The 14,415-nt window shown below is 54.5% G+C and carries 26 protein-coding genes; all 26 read right to left on the reverse strand.

The genetic code is table 11. The features are described 5' to 3' along the window. Window positions 1-44: 44 nt before the first annotated feature. A complete protein-coding gene (locus tag DVA44_RS13245) occupies window positions 45-428 on the reverse strand; it encodes a hypothetical protein (protein WP_114387209.1) in 384 nt (127 codons plus the stop codon). After that, entirely contained in the window at window positions 425-793 is a 369-nt protein-coding gene (locus DVA44_RS13250) for an HK97 gp10 family phage protein (RefSeq protein ID WP_114387210.1), read from the reverse strand. The genes DVA44_RS13245 and DVA44_RS13250 overlap by 4 nt, the downstream gene beginning before the upstream one ends. A 1-nt stretch (window position 794) precedes the next feature. Beyond that, a complete protein-coding gene (locus DVA44_RS13255) occupies window positions 795-1,151 on the reverse strand; it encodes a hypothetical protein (protein ID WP_114387211.1) in 357 nt (118 codons plus the stop codon). Beyond that, window positions 1,151-1,297 (reverse strand): hypothetical protein, encoded by a 147-nt coding sequence (locus DVA44_RS13260; RefSeq protein WP_246843647.1) that lies wholly within the window; start codon window positions 1,295-1,297, stop codon window positions 1,151-1,153. The genes DVA44_RS13255 and DVA44_RS13260 overlap by 1 nt, the downstream gene beginning before the upstream one ends. 26 nt (window positions 1,298-1,323) lie before the next feature. Beyond that, window positions 1,324-1,725 carry a hypothetical protein gene (locus DVA44_RS13265; RefSeq protein WP_114387213.1) on the reverse strand — a complete coding sequence of 134 codons (402 nt, stop codon included), beginning with the start codon at window positions 1,723-1,725 and terminating at the stop codon, window positions 1,324-1,326. Between the two features lie 58 nt (window positions 1,726-1,783). Next, window positions 1,784-2,077, reverse strand: coding sequence for a hypothetical protein (locus DVA44_RS13270; RefSeq protein ID WP_114387214.1), 294 nt, complete (start codon window positions 2,075-2,077; stop codon window positions 1,784-1,786). Between the two features lie 9 nt (window positions 2,078-2,086). Further along, a complete protein-coding gene (locus DVA44_RS13275; protein WP_114387215.1) occupies window positions 2,087-3,163 on the reverse strand; it encodes a major capsid protein in 1,077 nt (358 codons plus the stop codon). Window positions 3,164-3,180: 17 nt separating this feature from the next. Then, entirely contained in the window at window positions 3,181-3,630 is a 450-nt protein-coding gene (locus tag DVA44_RS13280) for a hypothetical protein (RefSeq protein WP_114387216.1), read from the reverse strand. Window positions 3,631-3,642: 12 nt separating this feature from the next. Further along, a complete protein-coding gene (locus DVA44_RS13285; RefSeq protein ID WP_114387217.1) occupies window positions 3,643-4,908 on the reverse strand; it encodes a hypothetical protein in 1,266 nt (421 codons plus the stop codon). 2 nt (window positions 4,909-4,910) lie between these two features. Further along, window positions 4,911-5,840: a phage minor head protein gene (locus DVA44_RS13290; RefSeq protein ID WP_114387218.1), complete on the reverse strand. Its 930-nt coding sequence runs from the start codon at window positions 5,838-5,840 to the stop codon at window positions 4,911-4,913. Next, the gene (locus tag DVA44_RS13295; protein ID WP_114387219.1) at window positions 5,797-7,149 is read right to left on the reverse strand and encodes an anti-CBASS protein Acb1 family protein; all 1,353 of its coding nucleotides are present in this window, start codon (window positions 7,147-7,149) and stop codon (window positions 5,797-5,799) included. Before DVA44_RS13295 ends, DVA44_RS13290 begins: the two co-directional genes overlap by 44 nt. A 240-nt stretch (window positions 7,150-7,389) precedes the next feature. Further along, the gene (locus DVA44_RS13300) at window positions 7,390-7,590 is read right to left on the reverse strand and encodes a hypothetical protein (RefSeq protein ID WP_114387220.1); all 201 of its coding nucleotides are present in this window, start codon (window positions 7,588-7,590) and stop codon (window positions 7,390-7,392) included. 57 nt (window positions 7,591-7,647) lie between these two features. Beyond that, on the reverse strand, window positions 7,648-8,898 hold the full coding sequence (locus DVA44_RS13305) for a PBSX family phage terminase large subunit (protein ID WP_114387221.1): 1,251 nt from the start codon (window positions 8,896-8,898) through the stop codon (window positions 7,648-7,650). Then, the gene (locus tag DVA44_RS13310) at window positions 8,895-9,329 is read right to left on the reverse strand and encodes a ubiquitin carboxyl-hydrolase (protein ID WP_114387222.1); all 435 of its coding nucleotides are present in this window, start codon (window positions 9,327-9,329) and stop codon (window positions 8,895-8,897) included. Before DVA44_RS13310 ends, DVA44_RS13305 begins: the two co-directional genes overlap by 4 nt. Window positions 9,330-9,337: 8 nt before the next feature. Next, a complete protein-coding gene (locus DVA44_RS13315; RefSeq protein WP_114387223.1) occupies window positions 9,338-9,547 on the reverse strand; it encodes a hypothetical protein in 210 nt (69 codons plus the stop codon). Window positions 9,548-9,658: 111 nt separating this feature from the next. Then, window positions 9,659-9,886, reverse strand: a complete 228-nt coding sequence (locus DVA44_RS13320) for a hypothetical protein (RefSeq protein WP_114387224.1) — start codon at window positions 9,884-9,886, stop codon at window positions 9,659-9,661. Between the two features lie 130 nt (window positions 9,887-10,016). Next, the gene (locus DVA44_RS25560) at window positions 10,017-10,175 is read right to left on the reverse strand and encodes a rz1 lytic protein (protein ID WP_139157101.1); all 159 of its coding nucleotides are present in this window, start codon (window positions 10,173-10,175) and stop codon (window positions 10,017-10,019) included. Further along, the gene (locus tag DVA44_RS13325) at window positions 10,159-10,635 is read right to left on the reverse strand and encodes an Rz lytic protein (protein WP_114387225.1); all 477 of its coding nucleotides are present in this window, start codon (window positions 10,633-10,635) and stop codon (window positions 10,159-10,161) included. Before DVA44_RS13325 ends, DVA44_RS25560 begins: the two co-directional genes overlap by 17 nt. Beyond that, on the reverse strand, window positions 10,623-11,267 hold the full coding sequence (locus tag DVA44_RS13330) for a glycoside hydrolase family 19 protein (protein ID WP_114387226.1): 645 nt from the start codon (window positions 11,265-11,267) through the stop codon (window positions 10,623-10,625). Before DVA44_RS13330 ends, DVA44_RS13325 begins: the two co-directional genes overlap by 13 nt. Next, window positions 11,251-11,622 (reverse strand): phage holin family protein, encoded by a 372-nt coding sequence (locus DVA44_RS13335; protein WP_114387227.1) that lies wholly within the window; start codon window positions 11,620-11,622, stop codon window positions 11,251-11,253. Before DVA44_RS13335 ends, DVA44_RS13330 begins: the two co-directional genes overlap by 17 nt. 383 nt (window positions 11,623-12,005) lie before the next feature. Next, window positions 12,006-12,770: an antitermination protein gene (locus DVA44_RS13340; RefSeq protein WP_114387228.1), complete on the reverse strand. Its 765-nt coding sequence runs from the start codon at window positions 12,768-12,770 to the stop codon at window positions 12,006-12,008. Next, the gene (locus DVA44_RS25700; protein WP_168194486.1) at window positions 12,770-12,880 is read right to left on the reverse strand and encodes a hypothetical protein; all 111 of its coding nucleotides are present in this window, start codon (window positions 12,878-12,880) and stop codon (window positions 12,770-12,772) included. Before DVA44_RS25700 ends, DVA44_RS13340 begins: the two co-directional genes overlap by 1 nt. Continuing rightward, entirely contained in the window at window positions 12,877-13,056 is a 180-nt protein-coding gene (locus DVA44_RS13345; protein WP_114387229.1) for a hypothetical protein, read from the reverse strand. Before DVA44_RS13345 ends, DVA44_RS25700 begins: the two co-directional genes overlap by 4 nt. Beyond that, window positions 13,053-13,691 carry a recombination protein NinG gene (locus tag DVA44_RS13350; RefSeq protein WP_114387230.1) on the reverse strand — a complete coding sequence of 213 codons (639 nt, stop codon included), beginning with the start codon at window positions 13,689-13,691 and terminating at the stop codon, window positions 13,053-13,055. Before DVA44_RS13350 ends, DVA44_RS13345 begins: the two co-directional genes overlap by 4 nt. Continuing rightward, the gene (locus tag DVA44_RS13355; protein WP_032612199.1) at window positions 13,684-13,854 is read right to left on the reverse strand and encodes a NinE family protein; all 171 of its coding nucleotides are present in this window, start codon (window positions 13,852-13,854) and stop codon (window positions 13,684-13,686) included. The genes DVA44_RS13350 and DVA44_RS13355 overlap by 8 nt, the downstream gene beginning before the upstream one ends. Then, window positions 13,847-14,284, reverse strand: a complete 438-nt coding sequence (locus DVA44_RS13360) for a recombination protein NinB (RefSeq protein WP_114387231.1) — start codon at window positions 14,282-14,284, stop codon at window positions 13,847-13,849. Before DVA44_RS13360 ends, DVA44_RS13355 begins: the two co-directional genes overlap by 8 nt. Between the last annotated feature and the right edge of the window lie 131 nt (window positions 14,285-14,415).

Here is a 14,415-nt window from a genome sequence, read left to right on the forward strand (position 1 = left end):
TAAAAAAGAAAACCCGCCGGAGCGGGTCTATTTGGTTGGGATGGCTATTCGCCGTAGGTGCATGCGAACTGAAGTCGGAATACTATCCGCCCTTCTTCCGTAAGCACTGGTGGCGGGATGGCGCCCATGTTTTGGATGTAGCCGACGCACTCATCAGCCATAGGGTTGGCCTGGACGTAATCGACGATGCGCTGCACGGCATTGGCGGCATCGCCGCGCTTATCCTTCGCGCCGATTACATCGACGAGGACGTGATGTTCAGAGCCAAGGTCATGACGGATGTTCGAACCACCGTTTGGCCTGAACACCATTACGGCCTGCGTCAGATCCTCAGGGTCGTCGTATATCAACTTCTGCACCGTGAATCCGGCTGTAAGGCCAGCATCACCGAACATGTTGCGCACCCGCTCATGCATCATGGGTGTCATAGCGAAAGCTCCTTGCGCATCACCGCATCAATCTGACTACGCATATCCTCAAACCCTTTAGTCAGGAACTCTTTTCGTGCAGTGGACCGACGGAAAGTCTGCGGCACACTTGGATCGTGAACGTACACCGCGTAATTAGCCGAGTAGCCCACTCTTCCAGTAACCCTCGTACCGTTGGCGTCCATCTCACGAAACTGGCTATTCAGCAGCGTGGAAGTGTCGATAGGCGTATAAAGCGCTGCTTGGGAGCTACCGATGATTAGCGCTGACTGGATGGCCCTGACAACCTTTCGCCCTTGCACGTCATTGATGATCTTGTCGAGGTTGGCTTTCGCCTGTGTGATGCCTCTTACTTTCCCGGCCATATCAGACTCCAGTCAGTATCGCGAAATCATCCGCCACCCGCTCGAACGTGTCGGCGTAGCGGATAACCTGCCGCACCTCGTCAGCGCCAGCGGCAACCGGGTCGGCTTCAGTGGATTCACCAATCAGCAGGTAATCGCCGGCGTCGGCCAGCGCGTACTCAGTCCAGACAGTATTTTTCACGACGATTTCAGTGCCCAGGCTACCGATGCGCTTTGAAAGGCCGCCCTCATAATCGACCATGATGACTACCGGCGCGTTATAGCCGTTCATGGGGTCGCCGTTTTCATCCCTGCCGCCTGCACCCTTGCGCCAGATAGTGGCTTTGGCGGTGTAGGACCAGTTTGCAGCTGATGACATCAGTCTTCCCTCCAGCGCAGCACCACCGCGCCCGTAGCCCGGATGCGCTCACAATTGATGAACCACTCGCCGTTCGATTTAACGTAGCCGGTAGTCTCCCGCCCGGTGTCGGTCAGCACCCAGACGCGGGTGAATGAGCGTGGCAAGCGGACGCTCACGGATGTCCAGGTCATCACTTATCTCCGCACATGCAGCCGCCCTTCCCGATCCAGATGCCAGCGAATGCAGGTGCCGCGGTCGGGTCGGGAGGAATCAGGGCAGTAGCGCAGCCGTACTTATCAAGACCACGCAGCAGATTTAACGAGCCCTTCCAGCGGTCAGAGAATGACTGATAGCGGAAAGATTCTGATGCCCCGCTCGGAGCGGTGTGACTGGACACGTACTTGTCACCCTGCCCCAGCGCCATCATTCCCAGCAGGTAGGACTGAATCAGCAGCGCGGTAGCCGGTGAGTAATGTGCATCAAGGCATTCCTGAATGCTGTTGGCCTGCTCTACGAGCGCCTCTAAGATGAAATCAGGCAGCGTGATACCGACTGACTTCAGATATTCCTTGGCCTGTTCTGTGGTGATCATGCGAGCCTCTGACAGCCCTCCGGGGAGGGCATAAAAAAAACCGCCTTAGCGGCGGCTGTTATTCAGCGGGGAAAAGCTTTTCGAGCTCACCTTCCGGCAGCAACTCAGACAGCTTTTCAGCCCCCAGATTGCCTTTGAACTCAATGCCCAGCTCAGTAAGGCGCTCCTGGATAACCTCTTTGCGAGATTTTTCTCCGGTACCGCCCTGTGGTGTCGCTGGAGTTAACTGGCCGCCAGCCTCACCCTGCATCAGACGGACGTTGGATTTCAGCGCCGGGTGAAGCTCTTTCAGCTCCACCACATCGCCACGCTTAACGCCGCTCCAGGGGCGAATCACCTCGTATTTAGCCATGATGACCCCTTATGCCAGAACGGCGCCGTAGACAACGCCAGAGAGCCCCTGATCGTCTGCGGTGATTTGCAGACCTTCAGCAGACATGATCTGGAAGTTGTAGTTAACGTTTGGCAGTGGACGAGGCAGAGGAACTACGCCGACAGCCATGCCTACCAGTGGAGAAATAACATCGCGACGACGTACGTACGCAATGAACTCGTTACCGGTTAAGGCATAGGTCATGCGGATCTCTTTCACCGGAGCGAATGGCAGGACAGCATTCAGAACGTTACCGCTCACCACGCCATTAACCACATACGGCTGCGCCATGTTCGCCCAGATTTCAGGGGAAACCCACATCACATCGTACTGAACCACTTTGTTATTGCGAGCCATGGTGCCGAATGCGCCCTTGCCAAAGAAGGCAAAGAGCTCGGTCATAGTCGCAGTGGTCAGATCGATGTTTGCACCACCGGTGCCAGAACCCAGGTTGATTTTCTGAGTGTTGCGGTGGTTTTTAATGCCCTGAGCCGGGTAAGACTGCACCTGAATGTGAGAATCACCGTTCAGGTAGTAGTTAACGCGCTTCTGGTTGAACTTGCGCATCTTCGCCATCTGCGAGTCCAAAACCAGATCAATGCCTACAGAGTTCAGTCCAGCGGCATGACGCCAGTTGACGCCGTAACCCGCGGTGAATACCGGGATCGGGTCGCCGTCGGTGCCGTAGTCGGTGTGGTCGAAGGAGAACGGCGCCTGACCGTCGATGCTAACTGACACGTCATCAGCGATATCGCCAATCACATTGTACAGTTTGGCAGTTTTACCGACCGGGAGAACAGTCTGAACGCCGATCAGGTCGTTCACGATCTCCATGCCGATTTCCTGGTCACGCAGCTGTAGCACCTGGCGGTCAATCTCAGCCCAGAAATCACGAGTGAAACCACCTACCGCGTTGCAGGCCAGCATATCAGCAGTCATATCTGCGCGATTGGCAGCAATCACTGCGTCGTGCTGACGGTTCCACATGTTGCGGTTGGCCCACAGCTCATTCCAGTGGCCGCCGAGGCGGGAGTTTGCCGCCAGAGTGTCTTTAGAGAAATACATGTGCGTTGTTCCTTTTGTTAAGCGCTAGCGGCGGCGACGGTGCCAACGCGCATACGCACGCGAATATAATCGGTAGTGCTGGCCGCAATGGTGTGCTCATCCTGGCTGTAGCCGATCACAGAATCAGTGTCGGATGTTGCCAGGGTAAACTGACCGGCTGTTCCCAGCTTAATCGGGCTGTCTTTCTTGTAAGCGCCAGGCAGGCAGCGCAGTGCAAGCTCACGACCTTCTTCGACATAGTTGCCAACAGCCGAATCACCGGATGGGATTGCTTCGGTAATGGTCAGGCCCTGGTGGTAACCGACATCGATGATGTACAGACGACCGGCCAACGCAGTTGCCTGAGCAAACTTACCGGATGAGTTGATGGTTGCGGCGGTGCCAGGAAGCAGCGCGGCGGCCGTAAGACGGGTTTCGGTCTTGTACAGAGACTGACCGTCGATATTAACGCGACGATAACGTGCCATTAGTCCGGCTCCTTATTTGAAGTGTTCTTCTGCGGCAGGTGCGCCGGTTTCTTTCGACTGCTGTGCGTTGTTGGTGCCCAGCGGTGCTGCTTCGCCAAGCGACTTAAACATCGCGTCCAGAGCATCGCCTGATAGCGCGTTGGCAACGACATCACCGTGTTTAGCTGCTACCGCTTCACGCTTTGCCTTCTCTTCTGCGCGTGAGTTGGCAGTCAGGGTTTCTGCGAGTTGCTGCTGATTGGCCTGCAGAGCATCAACCTTTTCTGCAAGAGGCTTAATAGCCGCTTCGGTGTTTGTCGCAACAGCCTGGCCGATCATGCTGCCAATTTGTTCCAGTTCTTCTTTGGTTAAAGGCATGTCGCCCTCCGTTTTGTGGTTTGGTGCAGGCTGTTCCTGCGGTGTGAAAAGTGATTTGAATTTGTTGGCGACGACAGCCACCCATGACTCCTGCCGCGCCACTGCCGTGCCGGTATCGTCAAAGGTGATAGCACCGCCTTCCGACTTGTAACCAAACACCTCTGCGTTTCCGCCGTTACGGATGATCACAGCCTGAGAGTCAGTGAAGTCAGCCACCCAGGCGTATTCATCTTGCCCGGACGCAAACTTAGCTTTGGCTGCCCGGTCGAGGCGCTGCTCGCGCTCTCGGTAGGATTCACCCACCAATGCGCCTGAATTAGCCCTCAGCGGCTGCGCGAGGTCGGCGTTGACCATCAGGCCTACCCCCTGCTCCGGCGTCGCTGCGCCCACCTCATGCAGCAGAATGGCGTCATGGTCCATGGTGTGGATCTTCGCCACCCATCCGGCACCAGTAGCACGCTGCTGTTCGTTAGGCTCAAGCTGATCGAGGAAAGCAGCGACGCTGGTATGAATCGGTGGAACATCATCACCACGCTCGATAGCTGCCACACGCTCAAGTAGCTCGCGACCTCCCTCCGATTCCTCCGCCCGGGCAACATCCACCCACTTCTCGATGTAGATACGATTGCCGGACTTCTTAACGTTGCGGTTCCAGGCACCTACGTAACCGACGTTCAACCCCTCCGGCGAGAACGCAGAAACGAATTCACCGTTAACCTGTGGGTGCCCTAGCGGCGCCAGAGTGCCTTCCAGCCCCTGATAATGGGCGTCGATCTCCTCCGCCGTGTACAAGCCACCGTTCATGACTACGTTGGCCGGCAGCGTGTAGCTCGGGAGCACCAGATGCTCACGGCCATTGTGCGTTTCACGCCGGATAGACTGGCTGTTCACCTTCGTGGTGATGTTTACCTGCATAGGCATAGCTATTTCTCCGCCCAGGCGTAACCGCGCGCCTGCATCGTTTTGTATTCCTGTTTTAGTTTGGTGATGGTGCCCGGGTACTCCGGCTTTCCTTCGTCGTCGACCAGCACCGACTGCTGACTGCATTTGCAGTTGATGGAGTTGCCATCCTTGCTGTACCAGTCCCTCACCTCTTCGTTGGTATAGAGGTGAGCATGACGCACCGCATGTGTATGGCGGGTAGTCGGCGATAGTGCGGAGATATGAACCAGTAGCGTTTTCAGCCCGTAAAGGTCGCTGGCCTCCTGGTCCTCATCCCACTTCGCCCGGCGTAGCGCCGTAGTCACTTCAGTGCGAGCTATCCGGTTTGCCCGGTGCTTCTCAATGCCGGTCTGCTCGGTTAGGTTCCTGGAGATTTCCAGCGGGTTGAGACCGCGCCCGACTCCGTCCGTCAGCACCCTCGCCATATCGCGCTTCACCTCAGCACTGAGCCCTTTCATCTCCTCAAATACGCGAGCGTGAACCAGCGCCATTCGTTGCTGATATGGGTCACTTGCGAGGATTGAGGCGAGAGATTCGCGTCCGGCGGCATAAACCGGTGATTGCTGGCTGAGGTTGTAAAACGACTGGCCGGTACCTTTCTCTGATGCCAGGTCGATGTACTCGTAAAACCACAGGTCGTACTCGTTACCCTCCATCAGCACCTGATCCACCAGGTAGCTGGCGTCGTTCAGGATGATGGTGAGCAGCGTTGGGTTTAACTGGTATTCGTATCTGGCGTTTACTGCGAGGGAGGAAGGTATTTTTCCGAGTGCTGATTTGTACGCTTTGCCAATCTTATTCATCCGCCTGGCGAAGTCTTTCATTGCCCGGCGTTCCAGCGCATCGGCTCCCGTTGGATCTTCGTAATTACTCGGCAGAATTGGCGGCTTCGTCTTCTTCTTCGTCGCCATCCTCTTCTCCTAACGGCTTTTTGTCATTGTTTTCGTAGCCGGCGGCCGTACGAATCTCTGCGCGACTGAATGCCGGATTTTCTCCGCTGCCCTGCATGCTCTGGTTAATCTCGCCCATGGTTTTGGCGTTGATCAGCTTTTCTGCACCGGTTTGTTCGTTCAGGTCATCCCAGATAACAGCCTTTTGGCTTATCGGGTCGATGATCTGGAGATCAATAAGCTTGTCGCAGAAGTCCTCTATCTCGAAAGCGAGGTCTACCCGGCGTGACTGACAGCGGGAATTCATGTACTTCTGGTCTTCGGTACTGGACCGTTCGGCCTGCTGATTGCCAACCAGAATTCGTGTAGGGATGTCCACCCCAGCTGCGGCGGTCTGGAGGTTAACGTTATAGGTCGCCGACGGATCAGCTACAGCAGTGACCAGCGGTGTGACTGTGGCCCCCTGGGTCGTCATCAGAACATCGTTACCACGGTTCATCTCCCCGGCAACTTCGTTAAACTTATCCTGCAGCTCGTCAATACTCACGCCATAAAGCGAAGCGAGATTATTGAAGTCGATTTCCTTCTCAAAGTTGACATTAAGCTGCCGCGCGGCGTTCTTCAGGAATGACTCGCCAGACCCGCCCTCCACCTTCTCCAGACTCACAAAGGCGTTATAAGCTGGCTCAAGGAAGCCAATGGCATCATCTGAGTAATCACCAAGGATAAACACGCGATCTGGGTGGATATTGACGCGGCGGCTTGAACCGTTAGGCAGACGCTCGGTGTATTGCCACATCTTCGGCTGGCCGTACGTCTTGGAGTTAAGACCGGTATCCCACTCACCCACAGTCAGCGAACCAGCCCAGGCTACAGAAACCTTTTGCAGCCCTCGGCCCTTGGTAACTGGCAGATTCCAGTCTTTATCATCACGAATGTGCAGCAGGATGCCAGCATAACGGCCAACCAGGCGACGGCGGTCTGCATCCGCAAACGAGCGCCACAGTCTGGAGGTGAAGACCTGTTTAGACTTCTTCTCCCAGGCCGTTTCATCTTCGCTCTCGTCGGCGTCGTCACCCTCGATGATTTCCGGGTTCGTCTGCCAGCATTTGCCAACCAGCTTTTCTACAGCCCCGTGAGCTATTCCACCGCGCCGGTACAGTGAGTAGAGATTGTCGTAGGTGATCTGCTCAGGGAAGCCGTATTCGCACCATGCGGAATGGCGCTTATTGTCCAACCCCATTGTTGGCGCCATCAGCCCCATTCTGGCGCGCGCCATCCGCGCATCGTTCAACGCATGGTTGACGGCGAGAGTTAATTTGTCAGTCATGGATTGTCCGTCAGCGTTTGATCGGCGGGATTTTTGGCCCCTTTGCCGGTGTGAATGATTCAACCTTTCTTATCATCAGTGTGCGGCAATGCCGTGGTATGTAATTCAGCGGCATGACCCTTTCGAATTTGATGATTTTCCCGCAGGCGCAGCACCAGTATTCAGTCATAAAGAGTCCTCATCACTGAATTTATGGCAATAAAAAAGGCCGCCGGAGCGACCTTTGAAAAAGAATTTGGCTTACAGGCCCTCTTCTTGCATCCGTAATTTAAATTCTTGAGCCATAATTTCTGCTTCTGCATACAAGGCGCCAGAATCTTTATCATATGTTGCTTTATCAACAGCTCTTGAGACAAAAACCTTCTTGCCCGTTTCTGGATCAACGTATTCAAACGTGACGACGATTTGTGGACGTCCATCATCTGTATCGAACTGTTCCATAGTATCTCCTTAGTTTTGTTCAAGAAGATAATCGGCACGGATAAGCTAATACTTAATTTAATTTCTCAATCTTTTCGGAATCATCATCCCTGCCATCTGGCCTTTGCGCTTAATGTGTCCGTCAAGGCTGTAGCGAATCCCGTCCCAGCAGTGCTCGTAACCATCTGCTAGCTTCGGCAATACCTCGCCGGTGATGCGGTCCGTTTTGTACGACCACATACGGGCCTCTCGCGCCACGTTCTTGCAGCGCGGATGGATAATGATTTCGTCGAATCCGCGAAGGTGCGCGATTCCGTCCTCAACGCTTCCCTGCCACTTCTCAGCGGCGGAGATATTGAATCCCTGGCGTTTGAGATAGCTGATTGTTTCAGGTCGCGCTGAGTCGGCTTTGATGGGCCAGTCACGAGACCCGGGGATCGTGTCGTATAGCGCTGGCATGTGGTCAAGCTCTGTCTGCTGGCCGTAAGCCTCATACTCAATGTACAGGCGGTTATGCAGAATGAACGACCGGGTTAGTGTGTTGGGGTCTTTGGCGAAACCAAAGTCAGCACCAAAGAACAGGCGTTCTGCCTCTTTCCAGAGATTGTCAGAGAACTCTGCGACCCGGTATTTACCGGCCAACATCTGCTTATCGGAGTTTTCGAGGTAAGCCCCCTCCCACACCCATGCGTATGTTGCCGGATCGAGGCGGCGCTGATCGTTCTGTCGCTCACCTTCCAGCACGTCCGGGAACCACGGGTTATCCGTGTAGTTCATCTCAACGGTTATGCAGTCGTCACCAGCTTCTTTGCGGAAACGCTTATCCGTGGCGCTACCATCGCGCTCCGGGTTCCACGTCACCCAAATCTCTGATCCCTCTTCACGAACGGTCGGGCTTAGCTTCTGCCAGGCTATTTCGCTGACTGATTCAGCCTCATCAACCCAGCAAAGAAGAATTCGAGCCTTCGATTTGATGCTGTCGAGGTTATGTCGCAAGCCGCAGAACACGTAGTTAACGCTCTTATCGATGGTGCGGATGTACTTCTCGCCAATATCAAAGTTAGAAGCCAGCCAGGGAACAGACAGGATCGCCTGTTTCACTTCCTGCATGCTCGACTCTTCCAGCGAGTTCATGAATTCACGCGCGCAGAGCACCACCCCGCTTTCACCGTTCATCATCGACTGATACGCCTTAACTGCGGTCATCAGTGCGAATGTGCGCGTCTTCGCGCTACCACGTCCACCGTGCGAGCAGCGGTAACGCTTATTCACGGCAGTGAACAGTGGCGCGAGCTTTGCGGGGATCGGCAGTTGAACGGCTTCACTCATGCTTTCGGCTCAACAGGTAGTAGTTGGATGGTGGTCGGCTTTGGAGTCATGGTTCCGTCAGATGATTTGTGGTCGATTTCCTGGCTGACTTTATCACCGTACTTCTTCGGGTTCATGCGGGCCAGAGCCCACTTGCGAGTGTCTATTCGCAGGCGGGCCTTTGCCACTGCAGCAGCCTCTTCAGTAACGCTGTCGGCAATGTCGAACATATCCTCGAAAATAGCGTCAGCGCGTGTCTCAGTGGCTTTCGCGTATTGGTCGCGAAACTCCTCATGCTGAGCCAGCCAACGGAAGACGGTGGCCTTATTGGGCATTCCCGGGCGCTCACAAACTTTGCGCAGGCTTTCCCCTTCGGCAAGCAGTGAACAGATGTCAGCAGCCACCTCTGGTAGATAATCAGAAGGGCGGCCAGTTTTTGGTTTGGTCGCCATAATGCTCGTTACTCCGCTTTTTCTTCTTCAGGCTGATCTGACTGTGCAGGCGTGAACTGCACGCGCTTCACATCGGCAGGAGCGAAATACAGCCACTCACCCGTTTCTGTCGCCAGCGGCACAAAGCCATTAACCAGTTCAGGCTGACGACGCGTCATCTTGCCAGTGAAGGTTTCGCCCGTCTGGGTTGTAAGGGTGATTTGGTAGATGTCGGACATTGAACGCCTCTTTATCCCCTACAGGGCATTTTTACGGTTTATCCGCTACAGCCATTACGATGAGCCTTCCCATGGTAATGACAATAAAAAACCGCCCGAAGGCGGCTTAGGTTAACTGCTAAGCAATTGCTCGATATTTGTTGGGATAGGGACGCCAGGCTCTGCTTTAAGTTTGTTTAACCTTTCGAGGAGTGCTTGTCTCTCAGTCTCACTGGCGGACTGATAATAGGGCTTAACACCCTCTATGATTTCGTAAGCTGTAGCTGAGGAGCCAATCCCTGCGGCTCTTTCATTTTTACTCAGTGCGCTATAAATAACTTTCTCAACGGCCTGATTCATGGTCATTATCCTTAACGGGTGGCGACATGCCACGCCCTGTATATATGTTCGCCATTGACCATTATCAAGTCCACTTGATCCCCAGGAATTCTCTATGCTTAAAGTCCAGAGGAGAGACTGTGTCAGAGCCTCAGGGATGAGGTTCTTTGTCCTGCGACTGGAGCTTGCGTATTGCTGCCCTGTCGATATTGCACTGCCCGACGATCCCATATAGCGCTGCGTTCATTTCCACGCTGTCGCCATACGACGGGTTATCGGGCAGATCCGGCGCATCAATGCGGGACGTCAACTCCGCCGGCAGGTTTAGGACCGGCTGCTTTATCACCCGGTATTCCACGGGCGGCTTCTGCTGCTGCGCGCAACCGCTCAACAGCGGCATCAGGAACAGGAGCAGCAGCGCACTTATCTGCTGCCAGGTAACGCTTAATCTCACCCTGTAGCATCCTGTTCTGCTGGGCGGCTTCTGCCCGTTGCTCTGCCACTTCCGACATGACAACGTTTTGCCTGTTAACCGCGCCTGCAAGCTCTTTAACGCTTCCAGCCAGATCGTCATTCTTTGCCCTCAGATCGTTAATCTGCACATCCTTGCTGTCGTTCAGCTGGGTAAGCCTTTCGTTCGTGGCAGTAAGCTGGTAGTTGCGCGCGTTTACCCCCCACAGGCATATGGCAACAAGGATGATGAATGCGCATGGGATGAGGATGTGCGCGTTGTTTTTGAAAAAGCGGAATAAACTGATTAAACCGAACATAAAACCCCCTTAGCTTTAGTCAAGCGGGCTTTCCTGTCCTCCAGTCCATTTGTACCGCCGTTAATGATTCGGGTGATGCGGGTAACATCATCAGAGTCAGCGACAGAATTAAGTCCGTGATTGCTCCACCATGCAGCTGCTGATTCAGCGGCGTACTGAGGCTGTGTAAGTAGTTCCGGGTTCTGCACGATATCAACGCCAAGCTGCTTCACCAGTGCGGCGTAATTCGCCTTCCCTGTCACCTGTATCAGTCCGCGCCCGCGGTAACGATATCCATCACCAGTATTGCGATCGCCATTCCCGTTCCGGTTGGCGTAGATGATGCTGCCGATCATCTTCTGGTCTGCAGGGTGAGCGCTCAGGCCTGAATCAACCCGTCCATACCTGAACGCTTCTTCCTGGCTGATGCGGTTACCGAACATAGCCAGCAATGCGCCGTAGCGATAATTAAGTCTCTCTTCGGTATGCACGAACCCGGATGACTCATGCCCAACCTGTGCGAGGAAGTGCGCCTGCCGCAGTGGCGTGTTAATGCCGTACTTCTGCATGGCGGCGTTAACCACCGGGTACCACTTCTGAGCCAGCGCAGAACTGACGCCAGTGGCTTGCTGGAATTTACTGAGGGTCAGCATTAGCTTTTTCTCCCGGTTCATTCAGGCCAAGACGACGCCGCGCATAGGCGAACAGTGAATCCACTCCCACATAACCCACGCCAGCCGAGATAGGCCAGCAGAGTTCAGGAGGAAAGTTCCAGTTGAAGATTGCCCATATAGCCGTGAGCGTGGGCTGAGCGAAGAAGCAAAGGATGCCGCACATCGTTGCGCCGGCGATCCTGTCTTTCCACTTTGATTTTGCGCCGCGTGAGGTAGCGAGTATCGACATGACAAAAGCCAGAACCGAATAGCCAGCTTCGTTTTTGTGGTTTACAAGCCACGCAAGCATAACGGCCCAGGTATCAGGTCTGTCTTGCATAATCGATTTCTTCATGATGGCACCGGTATGGTGCTGGTTTGTTTGGGTCGGGCTCTCAGGGCTATTTAGCAACGTGAAATGTCGAGGGTGATCCCCGGAGCCCGAAAATAAAAAAGGCGGGTTCTGGACCGCCAAGATGAGGGTATTACTTGAGCCGGAGCTCTTATGGTCACAGGTAGGGGTATTTGGGAAATAAAAAAGCCCGAGGCGGTAACCTCAGGCTTGAATTTGGTTGGTGGCTTCATCTCAAGGCGTCTTTCGACCCGATGTGCGACGTTTACTTGCTTCCTCACCACCTCAACGAAGGCATTAACCCATCGTTAGAATCGAGATTAACCAAAAATCGCCACTTTGTAAATAATCTTCCTACAGAAAGTTAACCATGTAGGAAATATTTCTCATTTAGTCACTTTCTTGAGCATGATGTTCGCGTATTCTTCCTGCTTGATGCACTCGCCCGCCAGGCTTTCGAAGAAGTCTTTGTAGGATCTGCGCCATGTGGTTTCTGGGATTTCGATGACGTTATCGCTAATGAATTTACGGACGCTTTCTGGCATAAGCCGAGCATATCCACGCCCATTACAGCGGGAACAAGTTTTATGTGCCGGTACGCCGCCCTGCTGTTTGGTCTTCTCTTCGTCCAGAACAACACCCTTCCCATTACAGCGGCATGCGTTGCTGACCACGCCCTTCCCTTTGCATTTGTGGCAAAGAACCTTCACCGTCTCTCGCTTCTCTTTCAGGTGTGGTCTGCCAATGTGCTTCATGGTCATGATCTCAGCCTCAACGAAGCGTTCACCATTGCAGCAGTCGCACGTGCGCGTACTGGCAGCGCTGCGGGAATAGTCCTCGAAGGCAAAGGTTGCGAGCAGTTGCATGACCTTTGGCTTAACATCTGGTTCAAGTTTGCGCAGGGCGGCCACCTTGTCGCAGTTCTTCAGTGCGTACTGAGTAAGCAGATCTACCGCCTTATCCCGGTCGTAGGTGCTGATACCCATTTTCCCCAGGAAGGCACTGTATCCCATTGATGCTCGCTCCTGAGTCATCCCCATGGCAGCCATTACGTCAGTGCCAGTCAGAGTGTCAGACGCGGTGGCGCGAGGAGAGTCACTGATCATGGTTGATTTTGCGAAGTGGAACTTCAGCGTGTTCTCAAGGTTCATTAAGCGGCTTCCTTCTGAGGTTGTTTGGTCTGGCTGTGCTTTGCTACTGGCGGCTGTTTGGCGCGCATGACGCTTTCGGCCTGGTATCGGGCTATCTGGTCACGGGTCATTGTTGCCGCCTTAACGCTGCTTCGAGATCGGATTGCGGGATTGCCAGCAACGTTCTGCGCTGATCGGCTGTGATGTTCCGCATACCCATAAAGACAATGCCTGCCGGAGTCTTTACCGCAGCAACATGCTTTGAGCGATACCAGTTGAGTAACGCGATGGTGTTGTGGGTGCTCATGCTGCCTCCTGTTGACGGGCGCGGCGTTTCTCCAGCGCACGGGCTTTACGGGTGAAGATGGATTTGATGCGCTGCAGGTATGGGATATCGAACCGACGCGGCTCGTTGTCAGATTCAAGGCGCTCGACACGCTCCAGGCCAATGCGTTCAATCAGGCGAATTCTGTACTCGACGGCATTGCCGCTTAATTGGCGGTTGCACCGAGTGCAGGCTGAGTGGACGTTAAACACGTTGAATTTGAGATGTGAGGCAGCGCCACGGGATCGGTAATGACTGGCGTCGATTGCGCTACCGGTCAGGTAGTTGCTTTTGCCCATGAGAGGACTGCCGCAGCTGACACACTCTTTCCCCTCATCGCGGATCCTGATGTACCGGTTGAAAGCAGACTGGGCCTCTTTGTCCCACTGGGATTTGGACTTGAAGGACTCGCGCATCTTCTGGCGGCGCTGACGCCCTTCCTTCTCGGCCTCCTTCTGCGCTTTGATGCGCTTTGCCTCAGCCCTAACCTTCTCTTTGGCACGCAGCTCCAGCGCGTAGATAGCGCCGTGAGCCGGGCAGCACCAACGGATGTTGTCGTATTGCGGTAAGAACCACTCATTGCATACCTTGCACTTGCGGCGGGCTGGCTTACGCATGATTCCTCCTTGCTGCCAGGCGCAGCCATTTCTGATCGACAAGACGGGCGGTATAGCCCTTGAGGGTTGGGATTTCAGATGGCTTGAGTTCCGGCTTGCGCTTGCGGCGCGTCCGGACACGGTAGATTTCGTTGGTGATGATGCGAGCGAGAGGACTAGCCACGGACACCTCCAAAGCGGGAAGCCCATTCCATAGCCAGGCGTGATTCGTCGCCCCAGCGGACGTTACGCTCAGCACCAAAGGCATGGATAAGCTCGATCAGGTCACGCATCTGGCCGACGGTCATCTTGCTGGTTGACTGGCCCAGCACCACGAAGCCATCACCGGCCAGATTCGGCACGACTTCCTGCTTAACCAGCGCGGCGGTGAAGATATGTTTCCAGGATTCAGAGGAGAGCTTGCGGCCATGCCATTCAACCTGGCTGCTGATGTCGCCCAAAATTGCCCAGAGCTTTGCGTTCTGGTCGATGGAACGGGTCATCTCTTTTATCTCGATGACGACCGGGCGCTTCTCGTCGAGCTGCAGCTGATTAATCGCGTTGATGGCATTGGCGCGGATGTTGGTGTTACGGAGGAGGAATTGCTGCTTCATACGCCACCTCCGAGAGGTAACGCAGAATGCAGAAAATCGCCGGTGCATTTCTGCATCGGTGACAGGTGAAGATGTTCAGATTGTGGTCGCATATAACGTCCCCATTATATGCGCAGGGGACACCGGTTGTT

It is taken from the genome of Leclercia sp. W17, from assembly GCF_003336325.1.
Classification (GTDB): domain Bacteria; phylum Pseudomonadota; class Gammaproteobacteria; order Enterobacterales; family Enterobacteriaceae; genus Enterobacter.